Origin of the sequence: Bradyrhizobium vignae (assembly GCF_900324035.1) — a bacterium.
Lineage (GTDB): Bacteria > Pseudomonadota > Alphaproteobacteria > Rhizobiales > Xanthobacteraceae > Bradyrhizobium > Bradyrhizobium vignae.
Genome location: NZ_LS398110.1, coordinates 1,631,504 through 1,651,372, shown reverse-complemented (window position 1 = coordinate 1,651,372; position 19,869 = coordinate 1,631,504). Strand labels below are relative to the sequence as shown.

The following is a 19,869-nucleotide window of genomic DNA, read 5'->3' as shown; positions in this document are numbered from 1 at the left end:
GATTTTCCGTAAGTCGAGTATTCCTCAATCCTCCAGCTGAAAATGATTTCGCGTACGTGCATCGTCGAGGCAATGAGAGTGCGGCTGCTCCATCGAAGGGCGAGCAAGGTCGGCGTTGTCCTCATTCACGGAAACTCCTCTTGTAAAGAAGTCTTCAGCAAGCAGTTCCGCGATCTAGCGAAGACGGATTTCGGAATCGTCGTCCCCGACCTACCTGGGCATGGCGCGTCCGACGATTCAGATAGGCCCTCGACCACCTACAGCTTCCCTGGCTACTCCAGGACGCTGAGTGCGCTGATGCGTCAGCTCGGCTACTCCTCCTACCACGTGGTCGGCTGGTCTTTGGGCGGGCATATCGGCATCGAAATGCTCGCGTCGGATCAGGCCGTACGATCTCTCTTGATCACGGGAACTCCCCCGGTTCGTTTGACGCCGGCGGGAGCCGCGGAAGGCTTCAGATGGACCGCAGCCACGGCACTCGCCGGACGACGCCGTTTCGGCCGTGACGAAGTCTGCAGGTACACGACTGCCATGATGGGTGCCCGACTGGACGACCGCAGCCACCTCTGGCGCATGGCGTCCCGGACCGACGGGAATGCACGTTATTGGATGGTCGCGAACGGAATGGCTGGCCGCGGCATGGATCAGGTCGACGCCGTGGCACGCTCGGACCGTCCGATCGCCGTCGTCCAGGGCACGGGCGATCCGTTTCTACGGATCGATTACCTCGAGCGCCTTCCGGTCAAGAATTTATGGCAGGGACGACCCGTGCTGATCGAAGCAGGACATGCTGCGCACTGGCAATCGCCACGCGTCTTCAACGAGGCCATGATGGAATTTTTGACGGCACACTGACTCTGAGGTGGGGGGCACCATGGGGATCGATATCGAGACGTTCATTGAAAGCACGCAAAACCTTGCAACGGCAGCGCTACTGGAGAGACAGTTTCTCGCCGCGGTGAACGACGAAGGTTACGAAAACGTCGTCTTTGCGCGGACGAACAATCAGCGCCTGGTCTCCTTGCCGCTGGCCAGGTTTCCGGTGGGCTACGTCGATGCCTACACCGCCCGGCAGTGGGACAAGATCGACCCGGTCGTCGCCCGAGCACAATCCGCACGCGCGCCATTCAGGTGGTCCGACGCGAGGCCGCGTGGAGGGTTCACGAAAGAACAGGACGCGTTCTTCGAGGAATGCCGCGAATTGGGGGTCCATTCGGGGATCACGATCCCTATTGGCGCCTCCGGACAGCATGTGGACTTGATCAGTCTCAGTCTGCGGCAGAAGGGACAAGTACCGGCTCATCGCCTGACGCACGCCTACCTGCTCAGCGTTCAATACTGGCTCAAGTACTGCGAATTGACCGATCGTCGACGGGAGGTCGTCGTCGGACTGACCGGTCAGGAAGTCGAATGTCTGAAATGGTGCAAGGAAGGAAAGACCAACTGGGAAATCGGCGAGATCCTGCGGATCTCGGAAAAGACGGTGGAATTCCACCTAAGCAACGGCATGCGCAAGCTCGGGGCCAACAACCGCATTACCGCCGTGATAATGGGCATCAGGATGGGACTCGTACCGCTTTGAGAACGAGACCGAACTTGGGATCACCTCTCTGATCGCCTCCGCGATCCGGCCCAAGCCATCCTCCAGAGTTTCCGACCCGATATTCAAGGGCGGCATCAGTTTCAACACCTCGTCGTGGGGCCCGCAGCATTCGACGACGACTCCTCGCCTCACTGCGGCTTCCGCTACCGCACCCGCAAAATGAGGCGCAGCGAATTCGATGCCTTGCATCATCCCGAGACCCTTCGGTCTTAAGCTTTCGCCGTACCTTCTCGCCATTTCCGCGGTCCATGAGGAAAGCACATGGCCGTGTCGAGGCACTTCCGCCAGCTCGCCGTTGCGCCAGAGCTCAAGCGCCGCCTTGCCCGTCACGAAAGCCAGCGAATTGCCACGGAACGTCCCGTTGTGCTCGCCAGCCTCCCAAACGTCGTGCTCGGGCTTCATCAGCAGCAGAGACATCGGCAGTCCCAGCCCGCTGATGGACTTGGCCATGCAGACGACGTCCGGCACCAATCCAGCCCGTTCGAAGCTGAAGAACGTGCCGGTGCGTCCGCAACCGGCCTGAATGTCGTCGACGATCAACAATGCACCGAGGGCCTTGGCCGCCTGATGAAGCATCCTCAGCCAGTCGTCCGAGGCGACGTTCAGTCCGCCCTCTCCTTGGACGGTCTCGATGATGATGGCGGCGATCGGATCTATGCCACCCGAAGGATCGTTCGCCATTGCGACCAGTCGCTCCAGGTCGCCGCTCCCCGCCCCTTTGTATCCATCGAATGGAACTCGGACGGCACCGTGCAAAACCGCGGATGTGGCTTGCCTAGCTTTGCGGGAGCCCGTCAACGCCAGCGCTCCTGCAGACATGCCATGAAAGGCGTTCGTGAATGCGACGACGGAAGAACGACCGGTGACTTTCCTCGCGAGCTTTACAGCCGCTTCGACGCAGTTGGTGCCGGTCGGGCCGGGAAACTGAAGTTTGTAATCCAGGCCGCGCGGCCGAAGGATGAAGTCGCGGAAGCCCTCGATGAAAGCGAGTTTGGCAGACGTGTGGAAATCAAGTCCTGCAACGATGCCGTCCGATGCGAGATATTCCATCGCCGCCATCTTCAGTGCGGGGTGATTATGCCCGTAGTTCAACGCGCCGCAGGCGGACAAGAAGTCGATGAATTCGTTGCCATCGACGTCGCGAATGATTGCTCCTTTCGCCGAGGCGAGCAGATTCGGCAGTCTTCGGCAGTAGTACCGGACCTCCGATTCGATGTCCGTGAAGGCGCTCAGGTCCATCTTCCGCTCCTAACAGTTTCCTCCCGCCGGCGGATCGTCGGCGTCCGCGATGCGTTGAAGCTTATCTCGAGCCTCGAACAGGTCCGGCAGCACACCGCCAAAGCCTTCTTCCGCCGCGACTTGGCACAGGTACGACACGGCGTCAGCCATCTTTCCCGCGGTATCCTTGGGGTCTGAGGGACTTTCCCTTCTGTTCTTAAGCTGCTTTCGTGCCAAGGACGAAATCCTCCGGGTTTGCAAGGACGCTGCCGGCGATACCGTAAGCTCGGCAATGGTGGTCCGGACGAATGAAGCGCGTCGGGACGAAGAAGGCGCGCTCCAGCTCGCCTTCGATCTGGTCCGGTCTGCCGAGCCACCGGATTCCGTCCCGGATGAAGTGAGACAGCAGATGCTCACGTGTGACGCCGATCATCCCGATGCCACCCGTGAGGACCAGTATTTCGTGGACGGCGCATAGCAATTCCGGCAGCACCCGGCGGCGACGGTCCGGGGGTAGCCTCTTGTCGACGCAGACGCGCGTGATCTCCACGATTCCTGGCGTCGACGGCAGATCTTGGCCTTCAACGAGATGGGGCCAATACGATTTCAGCATGTATGGGAGCGTCGTCGGAAGGAGGCGAACCAATCCTCGGACGACCTTATGCTCATCGCGCCATACGAGATACTTCGCTGCCGGCGTGTCGAATTCGTCGAATTCCAAGCCATCGTACGAAGAATGGGACAGCCCCCGCCTCAGAACGAATACCTCGTGCCGCAATCGCGCCTGGGAAGAAAGGGCGTCCTGGAAATGGTGTGCCGTCGCCAACGAAAGTGCTTCGATCATGCTCATGATCCATCGCGGTCAATCCTTGATGGATCAGAGCATCAAGTTGGATCGTGAGGTACTCGGGGATACCCCAGCTTTTCCGGACAATTCCGTGACTTGACGATTTCGTTCCAATAGTTGCGGCTTGGAAACGTATTGGGTCTAGGTTGTGGCGCATTCCCCCGCTTGCTGCCGGTCAGGCTCGGAAATGTCTAGGTTAGCGGCAAGGTGAGCGCCTTTCCCTGGTCATCACGACTGCTCGCCCGATGAACGTGCCGCAGGACCGGGACCCCACCCCATCGACCGCCCCGAGATCAGCGCCCTCAACCAACTTCTCCGCTAAGAAAGGATTGCACATTTGAATGAATAACGGCTCGTCACTATTTTTTTAGGAGTTACTTTCGAAATTAGTCAATTCTTTGCGTTTGTGTCCGTTACTGATTGACGATTTGTTCGTAGCTGCTTCTCGCAGTGGCGAGCGCCGAAGTGTTGCAATACTCGTTTCAGTTTCCCGTCAGAGAACACGAACCAATGGCCGCAAGTTTATTCCGGAGGCTCAGCCACGATCCGACGTTCTCCGCGAGTGTTGCCTCCACTCAATTCGTAGGCTTTGTCGCGGCGGTGCCATCTAAATCGATCCCGAGGCTTGTCACGGAACGGCCAGGACGCCGCCGTCGAGCAGGTGACCGCCTTGCCGTAAGTACTACCGACAAAGCTTCACTTCGAGGCGCCCTACTTTCGAGCCGCGGAGTGCCGTCGGCGACGAGAATCGACCCCGGGCGCTGCGAACCGGCGTGTCAGCGATGCCATAACCGGTCCGAAAGCGACGTTTGCCGCAAAGAACGGCCTCGAGAAATTGCATCCCACTTCGGAGGAAACCTATGATGAAGCTAATGCGGAATATCAGCATCGGCACCAAACTGGCGATTTCGTCGCTGGCAAGTACGCTGCTGGTCGGAGGCTTGATCTTCGCCGGACTCAAAAGCAACGCGGTAGCGCGGGCTACGGAGGACTATGCGATCGCGCAGTCAGCGGTAACCCAAACCGCGGTCGAAGCGAAAGCGCTGGTCCGTACCATGGAAGTGGCTGGACGCGACGTGAGCCTTGCCAAGTCGACTAATGACATCCAGGCGGCGCAACGCAGCGTGACCGAAAGATACCAGCGGACCGCGACGATCGTGGACGAGATCCTCAAACTCGCGCAGTCTCAGGAAGTCCGAGATCGTGCCGAAAGGATGAAGACAGTCGCTCGGACCTTTAGCGACGGCGTGGCGGAGATCGCGTCCATCCGCTCCGAAATGATGGCTATCGGCGGAGAAACTGGCGCGGGCGCCCCTCAGCCGGCTGCCTCGTCTCAAGCAGCGATACTCGAGGAGAAATCCGCCGGTATCGCGAAGACGAGAACAATTCCTGCGGCCGACGAACTCGTGTCCATCGCGGGCGAGATCGCGGATTCTTCGAAGAACCAGGCATTGGATGCGATCGTTTCTTCGCGTCAAAAGATGGCGTTGGTCGAGGTGGGTTCTCTCGTCGTGGGAGTGGTTGTCGCATTGCTGCTGATAGGCGCCTGTATCTTCTCGATCGTGACGATCGCTCGGCCTTTGCAGGCTCTGGCCGCCGGCATGCGGGAACTCGCGGACGGTAACTTCTCGGTCGTGTTGCCGGGTCTGGACCGCAAGGACGAAATCGGCGGCATCGCCGCCGCCGTAGAAGCCTTCAAATTGAAGGCCGATCAGGTAGCGCGCGAAGAAGCGGCCGCCAAAACACAGCAGGAAAATCTCGCGGCAGTCCAGCGCAAAGCGGACATGAACCGCTTGGCCGACCAGTTCGAGGCGGCAGTCGGCGAGATCGTCGAGACCGTGTCGTCGACATCGAGCCAGCTCGAGGCATCGGCCGGCATTCTGAGCCATTCGACGGAGCGCGCCCAACAAATGACCATTGTCGTTGCCGGAGCGTCGGAAGAGGCATCGACGAACGTGCAGTCGGTCGCCTCGGCTGCCGAAGAACTGTCGTCTTCGGTGAACGAGATCGGCCGTCAAGTTCAACAGTCCGCACGGATGGCTGGCGAAGCCGTCGGCCAGGCCCGCTCTACGACGGAGCGGGTTAGCGAACTCTCGAAGGCGGCTGCCCGTATCGGCGACGTCGTCGAGCTCATCAATACCATCGCGGGTCAGACCAACCTGCTCGCTCTCAACGCCACGATCGAAGCGGCGAGAGCCGGGGACGCCGGACGCGGCTTTGCCGTCGTTGCGACCGAGGTCAAGGCCCTAGCGGAGCAGACGGCAAAGGCAACCGGCGAAATCGGCCAGCAGATCTCGGGCATTCAGGCCGCTACGGAAGAATCGGTCGTGGCCATCAGAGACATCTCCGGCACGATCGAGCGGCTTTCCGAAATATCCTCGGCGATTGCTACCGCCGTCGAGCAGCAGAACGCGGCGACCCAGGAGATCTCCCGTAACGCGCAGCAGGCTGCCCAGGGAACCCAGCAGGTCAGCGGCAACATCGGCGAAGTTCAGCAGACCGCGACGGAGACGGGCAGTGCGTCTTCGCAAGTTCTCGCCGCCTCGAAATCGCTTTCGCGCGATAGCAATCGGCTAAAGGAACAGGTCGGCCGGTTCCTCTCGACGGTCCGAGCGGCTTGACGGCACGAGCAAGAGGAGCATCGCAATGGGCCAAGTCGTCTATCTCTCTCAAGTACCCCAACGGCCTCCGTTCGCACAACTCGACGCACTTTCCACAAGCGAGCTGTCCGAAGCGCTGTCTTCATGCCACAAGATACGTGAGGAGATCCTCAGGATGATCGAAGTCTCGGCTCTGGCGGAACGGGCAATCGGTGACTACTCTCGGCCCTGAAGGGCCGAGCTTCCACCCTCGCGGGCGTCTTCTTCCTGCTTCCGGCCGATAGTCTGGCTCGATCCGCAGGCCATCCCCGGAAGTCCTCCGGTTGCACTGGTGCCTTTGATGAGGATGTTCCTCGCCGCATTGACGTCGGGGTCGAAGTCGCCGCCGCACGCGCCGCAGACGTAGCGGGCCCGCGTGATGCGGGACTCCGGATCGACAACGCCACAGGCGCTGCAGGTCTCCGACGTGTGGGCGGGGTCGACCACGACAAGGGTCGATCCGTACCACCGGCACTTGTACTCCAGCATGGTCCGGATCGTGCGTGGCGCGATCTCGAGCAAAGCCCGGTTCTCGTTCGCCCGCTTCTTGACGAGCGTTCCCGGATCCTCCGCCGTGCCGCGACCCCTCTTCGTCAACTGCTTGACCTTGAGGTCCTCGATGACGACCACGCCGTGGTTCTTGGCGATGGTCGTGGTTGCCTTGTGCGCCGCGTCCCTCCTGCGACGGGCGGCTTTGGCCTGCAACCTGGCCAGTCTGAGTTTGGCCTTCTCCCGGTTCTTCGAACCCTTCTTGCGGCGGTGGACGGTCCGGTGGGCGTCCTCCAGTTTCCGGCGCTCGGTCGGTGCCGCCCGCGGAATGCCGAACACCGTCCCGTCGGAGAGGACGATCGGCTGGGCGCTTCCGAGGTCGATGCCGGCGGCAGGACCGCGATTGACCGGAATCTCGCTCTCCAGGTCCGTCTGCGCCGACACGAACCATTCGCCGGCGATCGCCGAAACGGTGACGTTCTTGATCTTGCCGGCGATCGGCCGGTGCATCGCGATCCGGACCCAGCCGGCCTTGGGCAGAAAGATGCGTTCCGGCTCGATCTTGATCTGCTTGGGATCCGGGTAGCGGAAGCTCTCCTTGCGGCCGCGCTTGTGGAACGTCGGCCACTTCGGGAAGTCTTCCGGATTGGCCTTGATGCCGCGCATCGCAAGCTCGCGGCGCCGCTTCAGTCCCGCGAAGTAGTTGTCGAAGGCGGCGTGGACATCGTAGACGGCCTGCTGCAGCGGGTGGTGGGGCATTTCGTAAAGGAAGTCGAACTCCTCCTTGAGCGCGGTCAGCTCCTTGATCTGGTCGAACTTCGACAGGCTCTTTCTGCGGCGGAGATACTCGTTCTTCTGTTCGAGACAGAGATTGTAGACCAGACGGCAGCAGCCGATCGTCCGCCCGAAGAGCTTCTCCTGGGCGGCGTCGGGATAGATCCTGTAGCGGTAGGCCTTACGCAGCAGCATGGCGGATAGCCTGCGCTGGTGGAATCGTCAAAAGCGAGTCAAATCCGTGCTCGGTCGCCTCGCGGGCGTGGAAAACCCGAAATGGGGAAGCTAACTTTTCTTCGCGGCAACCGAGTTGCGGCTGGTAGATTGAGATGCGCGCATAGGTTGCGTACACTTGCGTCACCCGCCCTTGCGTCTCCATCTGGCGAGCGATGGGCGAATACCGAGGAGAACGCAGCGCGGTCGCGAGTCTACACGCGCATCTGGTGTTCGTGACAAAGTATCGGCGTAAGGTGCTTACCGACCGCGCTCATTGGCTGCTCCGTCATGAGTTCGAGCTGGTTTGCGCCTCGCTCTGCGTTCAGTTGATAGAGGTCAACGACGAAGAAGACCATGTTCTTCTGCTGGTGGAGTATCCGCCGACATTGCAGCTAAGCCGCCTGGTGAACCGGCTGAAGGGATCGTCCTCGCGGCGATTGCGGACCGAGCGGTTGTCGGAGGTCACGGCAAAGCTTTGGGGAGGACACCTGTGGAGCCCTAGTTACTTCGCGGCCTCGTGTGGTGGCGCTCCGCTTGCTATCGTAAGCACTATATCGAGAACCAAAGGCGCGCCTCGACCCGGCCCTGAAGGGCCAGGTTTGCGGCGCGTAACGGGATCAACTTGAAAGTGGTGATGCCAGACGAATACTGTACGAACGAGTGAGCAGCTCCCACAAGGATTGCACTACCGCCCTCGCGAAGGTTTCGACCGCTATCCACACGATCCATCAGGTCCTGTCGAACCGCCGTCCGGACTTGAATTGATCCTCCGTCGATAATCTTTTCGCCGACAAAAAGCTTGGCGGCCGCAGAAGGCCGCCGGCGTAGGTACGTCGTCGTGAGAGATATGACCGTCTCATCTCTGAAAATCCCGAGCCTCATACCTTAACGGAGAGAACGCTCGGGCTCCTTTTCAGGGTGGAGTGCTTCGATCGTTTCTTTGGACAATCCCGAGATTATGACAGCACGTTTTGCGGCGGCTATGAAAACCTCGTCCGGTGCGGGGATGAGCTTTATGAAGTCTTCCCGCTCTTTGGATTCCGCTCTGGGCGTATATTTTGCCGAGTTCATTGTCCTCTCCCGACATACTTTCTGAAGATTTCCATCGTCTCCGGGTCATCCAAGAAAAACGTGCCGTACCACTGCTCCTGGGTCTCCAACAGCAAGGCCTGTCCCAGAGGTACTTTTTTCGGGAGGCCGGTGTCCCTGTCGAAATTCTCGATGCTTGTGACGGGATCACGCCAACTCGCAACTTCGCGAATGAGCTTCGGATTCTCCCCGTCCAGGACGTCGCGATAGGAGCGCATGGAAGCCGGAGAAATCTCTGCAGTCGCCATCCTGAGACGCCGGCCGGCCTGGGTCCTGACGCTGTTCATCCAAGCCGTACGATCAGGTACAAATCCAAATCTCGCCCAAGCGTATCGCCCGATATCCTGTGCCTCGATGGTGATCGTGTTTATGCCCAGTCTGTCCGCAGTATCGATCAGATCCGCCATGAGCATCCGACCTTTTCCCTTTTGTCGGTCACCCGTCGGGATGAGCATCCGTTGTGCTTCGAACAAGGGACCGCTTAGATCCAACTTGCGTTGAGTCCACCACGCCTCGCCGCTATCGCTTGGAAAACCCTTGATGCGGACGACGAAGGATCCAATTCGCGGGTCGAGATCAGAGATTGTGATCGTCTTGTCGCCCACCGCACTCGCGGAAAGGAGATCTCCTAGATCGTCCGGGTAAATCCCATGGGGCGCATAGATGTGATCCCGCCACCAATCAATGGCGACTTCGGACAAAGGAGGATCGAAAGACAGTCGATTTGAGCCAGAAAACCGATGCCGATCGAAGTTATTGAGCACATCCCACATTCAAAGCCTCTGCACGATCCGTCGATGCATCATCAGCTTCGCGATGTCGTCGCAATCCCAAGGCGGAATTCCTGTATCGAGTGATTTTCTGAAGCCTACTCAAAGATATAAACATGGATACAGCAACAAAAAAGGGCGCGTTTGCCTCCCTCGTTACTGCTTTAGCTTGTAGGTACCGTGCGGCCCTCTCTCCGCGACTTCTCCGACACCCCGGGAGCCCGATCCCGAGTACGCCCAGATGTCCTGGAGGCTGGCCTACGGAGTGCCCCGATTACGCGGGCCGACTTGGGCGGAGGGTGGGAGCTCGGCCCTTCGGGGCCGCGCCTATTCGCCGGGTCGAGAGGAATTCTTAAACGGGTCGGCCTTGCTTGCCCATGACGAGACCGCGGCGGCTAAGTTGAAGTGGAAGGACTCCCATCGGATTTCGTCCGCCTACCACTCTTGGTTATGATGACCGTTTGTTTGTCGGTGTCGAATTGTAGGTGGAAACGCTTCTCGAACAGCGAACGAATCCTTTCGAGAACGGCCCTTCGGCGCGGGTCGACCTTCGTGGATAGCTCCCTCTCGACCACGACGATCGTCTTCCGGCTGAGGCCTACCAGCCGCGCCAGCTCGCCCTGATCGATGCCCGCCAATCTTCTGGCCTCCTTGAGCATCGCCGGCGAGAGCAGGTCGCGTATCTCGCCTTTGGGCAAGTTCGTTCATCCGAATGAGCCTGATTGCATCATTGTCGCGGGAGAGGGCCCGCTGTCCAGCTCAAGGATTCGATTTCCGAGACTTTTTTGGGGAAGCAGTAGTCGAATCCTTGAAGAACGCAGGGAGCGAAACTTCACGCCGATCCGTCCGTCTGGCGCTGAAACGCGGGACACGCTCGCCCGCCGTTACCCCATGCGTCGCCGCACCGGTCCAACGCGTTTGCCCGAACGGCTACATCGACCTCCGCGACCGATTGCATTCTCCGCGAGCGCTGCTTGTGCGGGTGTAACCGAAGACATAAAATTGCCGCATTTCGACGACCCATTTCCTCCTGCGAAGTTCAGTCCGCGGACGTGACTACGAGGAGCTCGAAAATGCAGATCAACGTGATCTCGATGGAATGCTGCGCGCCTGTGGTGCGCAGCTACATGCGCTACATGCTCATGCCCTATACGCCGGAGGCGCTCACCGACGCTCCGCACCGCGACGACACCTCGGCGAACGGTATAAACTCCTGGCGCGTCATGCGTTTTGTTCTGCGGGTCAGGACCTTCGCTTGCCTCGTTCTCCGTCAGGCCGCGATTCTCGATTTGAGCAGCTCGCTGGTGCTGCGTTCGGAACCGACCGCGGGAGCGTTCTGATGGACAGCTATCGCTTTCCCCCTTTTCCTCTTTTCCGGGCTCGAGCCCGGTGTTCTCTGTCCAACATCGTTGCACCACTCTTCCCGGTCGCTTCCGGCCAGCACGCCGTAACCGCTCTCTTCTCGCAACCGGTTGGTCGCGTACCCTTGGTCTTCCGCCCGTCTCCGGTGCGCACCTCGCCCGTCGATCGGCCCCGACGCACTCTTCCAGTCCCGCGCTACGCCTCCACCGGAACGCACCCGTCCGGGATGCAGCGCTTCGTGACCGGTCGGTCGATGGTTCCCACCGGGCGAACGGCGGCCCGTGTCCCCATTTGCTTCAGTCCGCGTGGTGCAGATCCACGACGGCATCGCGTGTCCAACGCTGACGCGCATCCGGTGCCGCTGCGCGAATAGCGGCCTCCTATCCTGGATCGAATAGACGGCTTTCACGGCGCCTCCGTGTTCATCACGCGATCGGCGGCAACGGAGTATTGCGCATGCGACGATACGGATACGCGGGATCAGGCGACACGGAGTGGCATCGCGCGCTGTCGTACTGGAGAAAGCTCCCCAGCGAGGCGTTCGAAGTCGAGTTGCAGGATGAGGTCCTCTGCTGCGTCAGGGAGATGGGATCGACCTCGGCGGACTGGCAGGCGGCCATCGAGGGCGACGCCGGCGCCGCCGTCGGCCTGGCCCTGCGGCTGAAGACCCCGAGCGTCATCACCCCGGCGACCGATATGATCATGACGTTGCTCCTGCGGAGCGCCTTCGAAGACGCGGGCGCGGCGCTGGTGCTCTCCACCAGGTTGGAGCAGATGCCGCTCCCGGCGGTCGAGCGGGCGAGGCTGTCCGCGTCCTGGCGCCTGCACAACGTCTACCTGGCCTGGCGGGGCCGGGCCGCCAAGTCCCGTGCGCGGCGGAGGAAGTGACCATGCGGCTCCGCCTCCAGATCGCAAGCGATCTTCACATCAAACATCCGGGTTCTCGTGGGTTTCCGCCGCTCGCACGCGGCGTCGACATCGTGTTGCTCGCGGGCGATACGTGCGAAGGCCTCGAGCAAGCGATCCGTGAAATGCGCGCGGCTTATCCCCACACCGAGATAGTGACCGTCGCCGGCAATCACGAATTCTATGGCGGAGCATACTTCTCGATCCTCGAAGAGGGCCGCCAGTGTGCCCGCGAACTCGGCGTGCACTTTCTCGAGGACGGCGTCGCAACCTTCGGATCCTTGCGCGTGATCGGCGCGACGGGATGGACGGACTACAACCTGTTCGGTCCCGCCCTGAAGCCGGCGGCGATGCGGGCGGCATACGATACGATGCGCGATCACAAGCGGATCCGCTGGCAGCTGAATCCTTGGCAGAGGTTTCGGCCGGTCGAAGCCAGTTTGCTTCACGCCCGGTCGCGGGCCTTCATCGAGGCGGAACTCGCGCGCACACCGGCGGGATCGACGACCATCGTCATCACTCACCATGCGGCTACCGTTGAAGCGGTTGCACCTGCTTTCCGCGACAAGTTGATCACCGCCGCCTACGCCTCCGATTTGCTTCCCGTGATCGATCGCTATCAGCCGGACCATTGGGTCTGGGGTCATACCCATTTTCCGACCGACGTCACCAGGGGGCGGACGCGATTGATCTCGAACCCGGCCGGATACGGCCATGAGGTGTCCGATTTCGACCCCTCGTTCGTCATCGAGGTCGACGCATGACGATGCCCGCCTTCATCATCACCACGGCAGGGGCCTGACAGGTGAAAGCACCCTCTGGCCGACCACCTTCGAAGTCCGCTGCACCCCAGGAGGCAGGCATCACCAAACACAACGACAAACGTGATGCAGGTAAACCGTCGGATCCAAAACGCCCGGCGAGGCCGAATCCGCGCACAGCCCTCGTGAGGGCCGCCGTCGAGGCAAGTCTTCCCACGCGGCTTCGCTCGGCTCTCCGCAAATCTACGCAGTTGGCGATCGTCATCGCCGTGCCTTCGACGTCTTGGGTCAGCGCGGTGGACGACTATTTCGCGCACGGGGCACTGGGGCGCCGATGGACGCGGTATGCGCGCGACGGGTCGCTTCCCCGGGACCACGTACCGTCGAACGGCTGCGGCACCGTCGCAACGTCGTTGGCCCGGGGGGAATGCGTCGTCGGTATCGCTTCGATGCCGGAACGAGTACTTCCCGATACGTTGATTGCAGCTGCGGATTTTCGCATCCAGATCGTGGTCAATGCAGCCGTTCTGCGCGAAGCACTCCGCGTTGCCCTTCCCGGCACACCGCCCCGCAGCATCCCAGAGGATCTGACCCGTCTCGATTTGGATGACTATGTGGCGGCGATGCGGCCTGGCTCTACCTGCGCGAGAGCCTTGTCGCGTATCTCCGATGTCGCAACTCATCGTCTGGGGCGATCGGCATTGGCAGCATCACCTGACTTGGAAACAGCCGTAGAATTTGGAGCCGCGAGAACCTGGTGTCTAGCCCTGGCGCACGATCTAAACGAGTATCGTGCAAAACGGCTACCTTGGAGTGCATTGGACCGGGGAGCCATTTGGCATTCGCCTCCGGGGTACGGCAAGACGCTGCTGGCTCATAGCCTCGCTCGAAAATGCGATGTCCCTCTGATCACCGGCTCGATCGGCGAAATTTTTGCATCGACTTCCGGGTTCCTTGACTCGGTGGTCAAGGCACAGCGCGAGCTGTTCAGCAGGGCCGCTGCGGCGGCTGCTTCCACCGGCCGCGCAGCCCTGCTTTTTCTCGACGAAATTGACGCTCTACCTTCGCGCGAGTCCTTGAAAAATTCGCGCGGCGCGGACTTTTGGATGCCCGTAATAGCTGACTTCTTGCTGCTCCTGGATGATGCAACCTCTGGTAGACGAGAGGGCATCGTGGTGATCGCAGCCACTAACCGGATCGGCGCGGTCGATCCCGCCATCCTGAGGCCCGGCAGGCTGGAGAGATCGATCGAAATTCTTCCTCCGGACGAGGCCGGCATCCAGAACATCCTTCGTTTCCACGCTCCAGAGCTGAAGCGCGTCGAGCTCCAGAAGATCGCCGACCGCCTCACCGGATATACCGCGGCGGAGATCATGGAGACCGTCCGCGCGGCGCGCCGCATCGCGCGGCAAGCCTCCCGTTCGCTCGCCGCCGAAGACATCGTCGCCGCGGCATTGCCGTCGATGCCCTTGTCGGCCGACGCAATCTATCGCGTCGCCGTTCACGAGGCTGGCCACGCCGTCGTCGCATACTTCTTGGGAGAGGGTCGCATCGGACACATCCGAATCGGAGCTCGAGGGGCTCTGAACGCCCAGACGATGGTCGAATTCGAGGACGCGCCGATCGTCACGCGAGAACTGATGGAAAAACAGGCGGTCCTGCTGCTCGCCGGCCGAGCGGCTGAGATCGAATTGCTGGGCTCGGCATCGACGGGAGCAGGAGGCGATGCGACCGGTTCGGATCTTGGAAAGGCGACCAGAATGCTTGCTTCGCTGCATTTCTCCTATGGCCTGGGCGGAGACGAGATCGTCCACATGTGCGCTCCGGACGAAGCGGCACTGGAGCTCAGGCGGTCCCCTTCGGTCAGGCGTCAAGTCGATTCCATGCTGCGCGCGTTCCAGACGCGGGCACTGGAGATCGTGCGTGAAAACCGGGCCGCCGTCGCGGAGCTCGCGAAGCTGATAGCGGAAGGTCGGTTCCTATCCGGTAACGAGATCGAGACGGTCCTCGATCGGCACAGTGGATCCCCTCCCCGTAAGCCGGGACGTTCTTCATGAGCGACGAGATCACCGATCCCAAAGGCCGGCTGACCGAGATGGCGGCGTTGCTGGAGGCGACGGGCGACTACCGAGTCCTTCGCCGTCTGTCCCCCTCCCCTCTTTCCCCCGAACCGTCCGCCGATCCTTCGGTGCGCAGGGGTATCTTCCTCGACGTGGAGACCACCGGCGTCGACGCCCAGTCGGACGAGATCATCGAGCTCGCGATGCTATCGTTCTCCTATACGCTCGATGGCCAAATCCTGGGCGTTTGCGGATCTTTCGAATGCTTCAGGGATCCGGGACGTCCGATACCGGCGCCGGTGCGAAGCCTGACTGGAATCGACGACAACATGGTGGCCGGAAAAGCCATCGACCCCGACAGAGTCGCAGACTTCATCGGACCGGCCGCGCTCATAGTCGCCCACAATTCGAATTTCGATCGGAAATTCTGTGAGCGGCTGTTTCCCATCTTCGCGACCAAGGCATGGGCGTGTTCGTTGCACGAGATAGATTGGCGCGCCGAAGGATTCGCGAACGGAACGAAGTTGGGCAATCTTGTCGGCTGCCTCGGCTATTTCTTCGACGGACACCGGGCCATAAACGACTGCCAGGCAGGAATTGCGCTTCTCTCGAGCGTTCTGCCGGTCGGCGGCCGGACTGCGATGGCCGCTTTGTTGGAATCGGCGCGCAGGCCGCGTTGGCGCATCCGGGCATCTGGCGCCCCCTATGCGCATCGGGAAAGGCTCAAGGCCAGAGGTTACCGCTGGCATGACGGTAGCGACGGTCATCCCCGCGCCTGGTTCGTCGACGTCGGGGAAGACGCCGCCGAGGAGGAGCTCGCGTATCTTAGGCGGGACATCTATGGCCGGCCCGACGCCGTCATCCCAGTTCGGCGCATTACCGCTCTCGAGCGCTATTCGGTGCGATGCTGATGAGCGCGCACGGACCAGACCCAGGGCCACTGCGTTCGGGACGACCTGCCGAACAAAGTTCGCTGAAGGATCCAGGGAGCCGATGGCGAGCTTCATCGTGCCGACAGCTTCCACGACGAGCGGGCGTCTTCGGCCGGCCATGCGGACAGTCTCTCGCCGACTGCCGTGTCAGCTTCAGCGCCGTCTCCATTCTTCCCTCAGGACTGTCCCTTGAAATGAAGGAATTCGGATCCGGAGAGCACTGCGTCGCGATCCACACCATCGCGAACGCGATCGCCCAGGCGACCCATGCTTCTCGAGCCGGAAACCGGGTTGTTGACGTGGCCATCGTCGCGCACAACGCAGAATTCGACAGTGCCTTCTGCAAGCGACCCTCCGATACATTCGTGCGGAAGGCCTGGGCCTGCTCGTACAGGGAGGTCGCCTGGAGGAGCGAAGGATTCCATAGCGCCCGGCTGGGCCACCTCTCGATCGGGCACTGCCTTTTCTTCGATGCCCACCGTGCTCTGGATGACGGCCGTGCCGCGTTGGAGATCCTGTTGCGTCCGTTGCTCCGCTCGGGCCGTACCGCGCTCGCCGTCGAGGTGTCCTGCTCGACCGCGATCGACCGGTATTCGGAAAGATGTCCATGACGAGGATGCCCGTGCCCATTTCCAGGCCCGGTCTCGGAATCGGGACGCTGTCTCGACTCCCCGTCGGGGAAGGTCGCTTCCCTCCTGTCCACACGGGCGCGCGAGCGGACGATCCGTTCTTCGACGCCAGAATTTGGGGCGCTCCGACGATCGGTCCCACGACAACCCTCAGTGCTCCGTTCGGCTGGATCGGACTCCTACGCCACTTCGGACGCAGGTGCGCCGCTCTGCTCGGTGATACCGAAGCCAGAATCCTTTTGCTGACGTTGTCGCGCGAGACCGGCATCTCGGTAGAAGTGGAGCGGTGCAGCGCGCCGGCCCTAGCTGCCATTCATTCGTTGGCCGCCGAGGTCGGGCAAGCCGCCGCGTGCATCGATGCGGAGACCGGTCTGTTGTCGCGGTCCTCCGCGCTGGAATTCTTCCAGTCCTTGAACTCGCCGCGGGTTCAACCGCCTCCTCCCGAACACCTGGAGCTCGCAATGCGCGTCGGACGGCTTTCCCGTAACGCGCGCCGACGCCTGTTGGATGATGTCGGTATCCTTCTGTCAGGCTCCGTCCCGGGCGACCGCAATGTGCCCATGCTCAAGGACTGGAATTTCGGGTTTCCCCCAGGCGCCGTCGTCGTGGAGATCGTCGGCGCGGCGGGGGCCAACCGACGGCTGGTCGCCGAGCCCGTGGTCGCGATGGACCGCCTGCGGAGATGCGTTCGGACTACCCAAGGGCTCTACCGATTGAGATCGGATGAGGCCGTAACGGAGACGATCAGCCATGAGGGGTAAGCGCGGTCTTTCGGTCAGCGTGTCGGTTCGAACTGCGGGGCGTAGCTTCCCTCCCCCTCCCGATCTGCTGGAGATCAGGGTCAGATCGCTGGCAAGCGCTCTGGCCCGGGCTTGGCTTGCGCGGCAAGAACCGGAGCTGAAAGAAATGAACCAGAAAAATTCGGTTAATGGAAAGAAACCATCGCGTTAGAGGCTTTCCGAGACCCTGTTGTATTTGTCGCATGATAAAGATACGATCCGCAATCCAGTTGAGTTCACGGACGTGTCATGCCCAAAGCCAAAACCCGAGCTTCCTCGGGTCGATCCGCTCCAAAGGCGAACAAAGTCGCCTTCGATCCGTCCACTGCGACCGCCGAGGAACTCGCTTCTCAGCCGATGGAGGCAATGCTTGTCTTGGCCAGACAGGACAGGATGAGGCTTATCGGCTCCGGCGCATCCGCCGCCGGTGGACCGACGAACAAGGCGCGGGACCGGTCGGGTGAGCCGAAGGTCGCGCCGGCGAAACAGGGAAAAGGAGCGCGTTCGAAGAAAAGCAAGAAAACCAAGCCCCACTTCGACCCGACCACCGCATCTGTCGAGGAACTGGCGTCCCGTTCCATGGACGAGATGTTCGATCTGGCTAAGAAGGCCCGCGAAGCCTCCTTGGAAAAGGACGCCCAATTCGAGGCGACGCTCGCCGCGATCGAAACGCCGAAGCCGTCCAGGGCGCAGGAACTGAAGGCGTCGACGGTGCTTCAATCCCGCGTCCCCGCGATCGTCTATGCGCGTTTCAGCGACGACCAGCAGAACCCATTGTCGATCGATGATCAGTTCGCGGAGGCGCGCCGTTATTGCGACGTGATGGGGTACGAACCCATCCTTTTTTGTTCCGACGCTGCGATGACCGGACAGACCTTGGACGGTCGCGAGGGATGGGAGAGGGTCGAAAAAGCGATCGCCTCAGGCATGGCGTCCGTCGTGGTGGCCGAGTCGCTTGACCGAGTTGCGAGAAGCGCCATCGATCTCTTGATGATCATGGAGAAGCTCCGGCACTACGGTGCCTTCATCGATACTCCCTCCACCGGCCGCGCATCCGAATTGCAGGGATTGATCCACTCCATCTACAATTTTTTGTTCAAATCGATGTTGGTCGAGAAGGTCGTCAGAGGAATGGCGGGAGGCGTGCGGCGCGGCCGGCATCCCGGAGGGACCAATTACGGTCTGAGAAAGAAGCGCGATCCGGACGACCCGGAAAAGGACGAGTATGTTCCTTACGACCCCGAGGTCGAGATCTACTTCCGCATCATGTGGGAAATCGGCGTCCTGAAGCGCTCCTACGACGAGATCAGCGGTGACCTCAACCGCGAGGAAAAACCGGCACCCAGAGGAGGCCTGTGGGGGCGCCAGAATTTCGATCACCCGAACGGACTGGCGGGTTTAGCGTCGAACAAACGGTGCATCGGCGTGATCGTCTGGAACAAGGCCTCCTACCAGAAGAGCCGCTCGGGGAAAGTGACGGTCAAGAAGAACGATGCGTCCGAGCACGTCATCGGCTTTAACGCCAAGCAGGCGTTCATCCCGCCTTATCTGTTCCGTCTCGTTCAGGAAGAGGTCGCCCTGCGGAAGGTCGGGCCGTCGGGCCCAAGGCAAGCGGCAGCCCGCCGGCTGCTCACCAACAAGCTGATGTGCGGAGCGTGCGGAAGGGGAATGCACATCATCGCGGGCGACGCCAGAGGCCGGCCGCGGGCCGGATGCTCCACCATCAAGGCCAAGGGGAAATGCACCAATCACCGCACCTTCTACCTCGACACGATCGAGAAGATGGTGGCGCACGCGATGTCGGGTTTCGTTTCCAAGCCCAACCTCGTCGAGACGACACTCGAGGCAACGGACAAGGAAATCGAGACGGACCGAAAGAAACTGATGCGAGAGCTCGAGGCCAAGACCGCCGAGAAGGAGAGCCTGACGCCGATGACCGAAGACCTCATCCGCAAGATGGCGGCGGCCGAGGTCGACAAGGACACCCTGCTCTCGATCATCAACTCTAACCTGAAGCCGCTCTACCACAAGCAGCAGGAGATCGAACGCCGGGTCAAGGAAATCAACCTAATGCTTGCTTCGGAAAAGCTAAATCCGAAGAAGCTGAAGGAGGCTACCAACGTGTTCGCGAGCCTCGAGCGCCTACTCGAGGAAACGGGTGGCAAGGGATTGCCCAAGGATCTGATCGTCGCCGCCCAGGCGCTGATCGGAAAGGTTTCGATCTTCCCGGACCCGGCAAGCCGTCACTTCGAACTGCGGATCACCGGACGGTTCGACTCGATGTTGACCGAAAACTACCTTGCGTCCGCAGCAGTAATCAACTCCGAAGAATATAAGAACGCCAAGATGGGGGGACCCGACCATCGCGGTAAACTTACACTCGCGAAACCCTTCTTTATCACGCTTTCCAGCGCAAAAGAGGGGATTCCGGTGGACAGCGAAGTGCGAGAGCGTCCGGTCAGAAATTTTGTCAGGCGCAGGCGCCGGACCGGCGCGCCTCGCCCGGTCGACGCGGCGGTGGCCCCCGCCGTGGGCCAGCCCGCAAGCCTGCCACGACCGTAGTACTGCGACCAATCCCTAGCAGAGGTCAAGCTCGGCTTCTCGCCGACGAGCAAAGACCCACCTGGTGGGCTATTGACCCTTATCTCGTATGTGACAGATAGGCGGCAGTGCTTGAGTTCCGGGTAATCGGAGAGAGCTTATGAGTGACTTTAGTCAGCGCAGCACATCGAGGATGCAGGCCGGGCTAGATGAGCTGGTTCGGCGCGGCGGGGTCGTTGTCAAGTTGCATTTGG

Annotated in this window: 18 protein-coding genes and 1 pseudogene; 12 read left to right on the top strand and 7 right to left on the bottom strand. The window is 61.0% G+C overall.

Translation table 11 applies throughout. From position 1 onward, the window contains the following. Positions 1–78: 78 nt before the first annotated feature. Positions 79–855: an alpha/beta fold hydrolase gene (locus tag BRAD3257_RS07955; RefSeq protein ID WP_160118769.1), complete on the top strand. Its 777-nt coding sequence runs from the start codon at positions 79–81 to the stop codon at positions 853–855. Between the two features lie 19 nt (positions 856–874). Next, positions 875–1,582: a helix-turn-helix transcriptional regulator gene (locus tag BRAD3257_RS07950; RefSeq protein ID WP_145986976.1), complete on the top strand. Its 708-nt coding sequence runs from the start codon at positions 875–877 to the stop codon at positions 1,580–1,582. Here the strand turns inward: BRAD3257_RS07950 and BRAD3257_RS07945 are convergent. Genes BRAD3257_RS07945 through BRAD3257_RS07940 form a run of 3 tightly spaced genes read right to left on the bottom strand, consistent with a single transcriptional unit; the run spans position 1,496 to position 3,671 of the window. Continuing rightward, positions 1,496–2,842, bottom strand: a complete 1,347-nt coding sequence (locus BRAD3257_RS07945) for an aspartate aminotransferase family protein (protein WP_122401404.1) — start codon at positions 2,840–2,842, stop codon at positions 1,496–1,498. The two genes, BRAD3257_RS07950 and BRAD3257_RS07945, sit on opposite strands and share 87 nt — an antisense overlap. A gap of 9 nt (positions 2,843–2,851) precedes the next feature. After that, the gene (locus BRAD3257_RS39625; protein WP_160118768.1) at positions 2,852–2,992 is read right to left on the bottom strand and encodes a hypothetical protein; all 141 of its coding nucleotides are present in this window, start codon (positions 2,990–2,992) and stop codon (positions 2,852–2,854) included. A gap of 46 nt (positions 2,993–3,038) precedes the next feature. After that, a complete protein-coding gene (locus BRAD3257_RS07940) occupies positions 3,039–3,671 on the bottom strand; it encodes an acyl-homoserine-lactone synthase (RefSeq protein WP_122401403.1) in 633 nt (210 codons plus the stop codon). A gap of 857 nt (positions 3,672–4,528) precedes the next feature. Here BRAD3257_RS07940 and BRAD3257_RS07935 point away from each other — a divergent pair. Further along, the gene (locus BRAD3257_RS07935; protein ID WP_122401402.1) at positions 4,529–6,289 is read left to right on the top strand and encodes a methyl-accepting chemotaxis protein; all 1,761 of its coding nucleotides are present in this window, start codon (positions 4,529–4,531) and stop codon (positions 6,287–6,289) included. A 195-nt stretch (positions 6,290–6,484) separates the two neighbouring features. Here the strand turns inward: BRAD3257_RS07935 and BRAD3257_RS07925 are convergent, their stop codons facing one another. After that, positions 6,485–7,765, bottom strand: a complete 1,281-nt coding sequence (locus BRAD3257_RS07925; RefSeq protein ID WP_122401400.1) for an RNA-guided endonuclease InsQ/TnpB family protein — start codon at positions 7,763–7,765, stop codon at positions 6,485–6,487. A 194-nt stretch (positions 7,766–7,959) separates the two neighbouring features. On the opposite strand from BRAD3257_RS07925, the pseudogene tnpA reads away from it, so the two are divergent. Then, positions 7,960–8,375, top strand: a pseudogene (gene tnpA / locus BRAD3257_RS07920) (IS200/IS605 family transposase). Between the two features lie 296 nt (positions 8,376–8,671). Here tnpA and BRAD3257_RS07910 read toward each other — a convergent pair. From BRAD3257_RS07910 to BRAD3257_RS07900, 3 genes are all read right to left on the bottom strand, one after another. After that, positions 8,672–8,857, bottom strand: a complete 186-nt coding sequence (locus tag BRAD3257_RS07910) for a hypothetical protein (RefSeq protein ID WP_122401398.1) — start codon at positions 8,855–8,857, stop codon at positions 8,672–8,674. Beyond that, a complete protein-coding gene (locus BRAD3257_RS07905) occupies positions 8,854–9,648 on the bottom strand; it encodes a GNAT family N-acetyltransferase (protein WP_145986975.1) in 795 nt (264 codons plus the stop codon). The genes BRAD3257_RS07910 and BRAD3257_RS07905 overlap by 4 nt, the downstream gene beginning before the upstream one ends. A gap of 392 nt (positions 9,649–10,040) precedes the next feature. Beyond that, positions 10,041–10,343 (bottom strand): helix-turn-helix domain-containing protein, encoded by a 303-nt coding sequence (locus BRAD3257_RS07900; protein WP_197711529.1) that lies wholly within the window; start codon positions 10,341–10,343, stop codon positions 10,041–10,043. A gap of 375 nt (positions 10,344–10,718) precedes the next feature. Here BRAD3257_RS07900 and BRAD3257_RS07895 point away from each other — a divergent pair, with 375 nt between their 5' ends. From BRAD3257_RS07895 to BRAD3257_RS07860, 8 genes are all read left to right on the top strand, one after another. Beyond that, positions 10,719–10,985, top strand: a complete 267-nt coding sequence (locus BRAD3257_RS07895; protein WP_122401396.1) for a hypothetical protein — start codon at positions 10,719–10,721, stop codon at positions 10,983–10,985. Positions 10,986–11,463: 478 nt separating this feature from the next. Further along, positions 11,464–11,895, top strand: a complete 432-nt coding sequence (locus BRAD3257_RS07890; RefSeq protein ID WP_122401395.1) for a hypothetical protein — start codon at positions 11,464–11,466, stop codon at positions 11,893–11,895. 2 nt (positions 11,896–11,897) lie between these two features. Continuing rightward, complete coding sequence (locus tag BRAD3257_RS07885; protein WP_122401394.1) at positions 11,898–12,677, top strand: metallophosphoesterase; 780 nt, start codon at positions 11,898–11,900, stop codon at positions 12,675–12,677. A gap of 248 nt (positions 12,678–12,925) precedes the next feature. After that, the gene (locus tag BRAD3257_RS07880; RefSeq protein WP_145986974.1) at positions 12,926–14,731 is read left to right on the top strand and encodes an AAA family ATPase; all 1,806 of its coding nucleotides are present in this window, start codon (positions 12,926–12,928) and stop codon (positions 14,729–14,731) included. Then, positions 14,728–15,645: a 3'-5' exonuclease gene (locus tag BRAD3257_RS07875; protein WP_122401392.1), complete on the top strand. Its 918-nt coding sequence runs from the start codon at positions 14,728–14,730 to the stop codon at positions 15,643–15,645. The genes BRAD3257_RS07880 and BRAD3257_RS07875 overlap by 4 nt, the downstream gene beginning before the upstream one ends. Positions 15,646–15,860: 215 nt before the next feature. Next, entirely contained in the window at positions 15,861–16,277 is a 417-nt protein-coding gene (locus BRAD3257_RS07870) for a hypothetical protein (protein ID WP_122401391.1), read from the top strand. 257 nt (positions 16,278–16,534) lie between these two features. Next, a complete protein-coding gene (locus tag BRAD3257_RS07865; protein WP_145986973.1) occupies positions 16,535–17,056 on the top strand; it encodes a hypothetical protein in 522 nt (173 codons plus the stop codon). A 267-nt stretch (positions 17,057–17,323) separates the two neighbouring features. Continuing rightward, a complete protein-coding gene (locus tag BRAD3257_RS07860) occupies positions 17,324–19,636 on the top strand; it encodes a recombinase family protein (protein WP_122401389.1) in 2,313 nt (770 codons plus the stop codon). Positions 19,637–19,869 lie beyond the last annotated feature (233 nt).

Coding starts and splice junctions, on each gene's coding strand:
- BRAD3257_RS07940 (WP_122401403.1), bottom strand. CDS start 3,671: ATGAGCATGATCGAAGCACTTTCGTTGGCGACGGCACACCATTTCCAG.
- BRAD3257_RS07935 (WP_122401402.1), top strand. CDS start 4,529: ATGATGAAGCTAATGCGGAATATCAGCATCGGCACCAAACTGGCGATT.
- BRAD3257_RS07860 (WP_122401389.1), top strand. CDS start 17,324: ATGCCCAAAGCCAAAACCCGAGCTTCCTCGGGTCGATCCGCTCCAAAG.
- BRAD3257_RS07945 (WP_122401404.1), bottom strand. CDS start 2,842: ATGGACCTGAGCGCCTTCACGGACATCGAATCGGAGGTCCGGTACTAC.
- BRAD3257_RS07950 (WP_145986976.1), top strand. CDS start 875: ATGGGGATCGATATCGAGACGTTCATTGAAAGCACGCAAAACCTTGCA.
- BRAD3257_RS39625 (WP_160118768.1), bottom strand. CDS start 2,992: ATGGCTGACGCCGTGTCGTACCTGTGCCAAGTCGCGGCGGAAGAAGGC.
- BRAD3257_RS07885 (WP_122401394.1), top strand. CDS start 11,898: ATGCGGCTCCGCCTCCAGATCGCAAGCGATCTTCACATCAAACATCCG.
- BRAD3257_RS07910 (WP_122401398.1), bottom strand. CDS start 8,857: ATGAACTCGGCAAAATATACGCCCAGAGCGGAATCCAAAGAGCGGGAA.
- BRAD3257_RS07870 (WP_122401391.1), top strand. CDS start 15,861: ATGAAGGAATTCGGATCCGGAGAGCACTGCGTCGCGATCCACACCATC.
- BRAD3257_RS07895 (WP_122401396.1), top strand. CDS start 10,719: ATGCAGATCAACGTGATCTCGATGGAATGCTGCGCGCCTGTGGTGCGC.
- BRAD3257_RS07925 (WP_122401400.1), bottom strand. CDS start 7,765: ATGCTGCTGCGTAAGGCCTACCGCTACAGGATCTATCCCGACGCCGCC.
- BRAD3257_RS07890 (WP_122401395.1), top strand. CDS start 11,464: ATGCGACGATACGGATACGCGGGATCAGGCGACACGGAGTGGCATCGC.
- BRAD3257_RS07905 (WP_145986975.1), bottom strand. CDS start 9,648: ATGTGGGATGTGCTCAATAACTTCGATCGGCATCGGTTTTCTGGCTCA.
- BRAD3257_RS07875 (WP_122401392.1), top strand. CDS start 14,728: ATGAGCGACGAGATCACCGATCCCAAAGGCCGGCTGACCGAGATGGCG.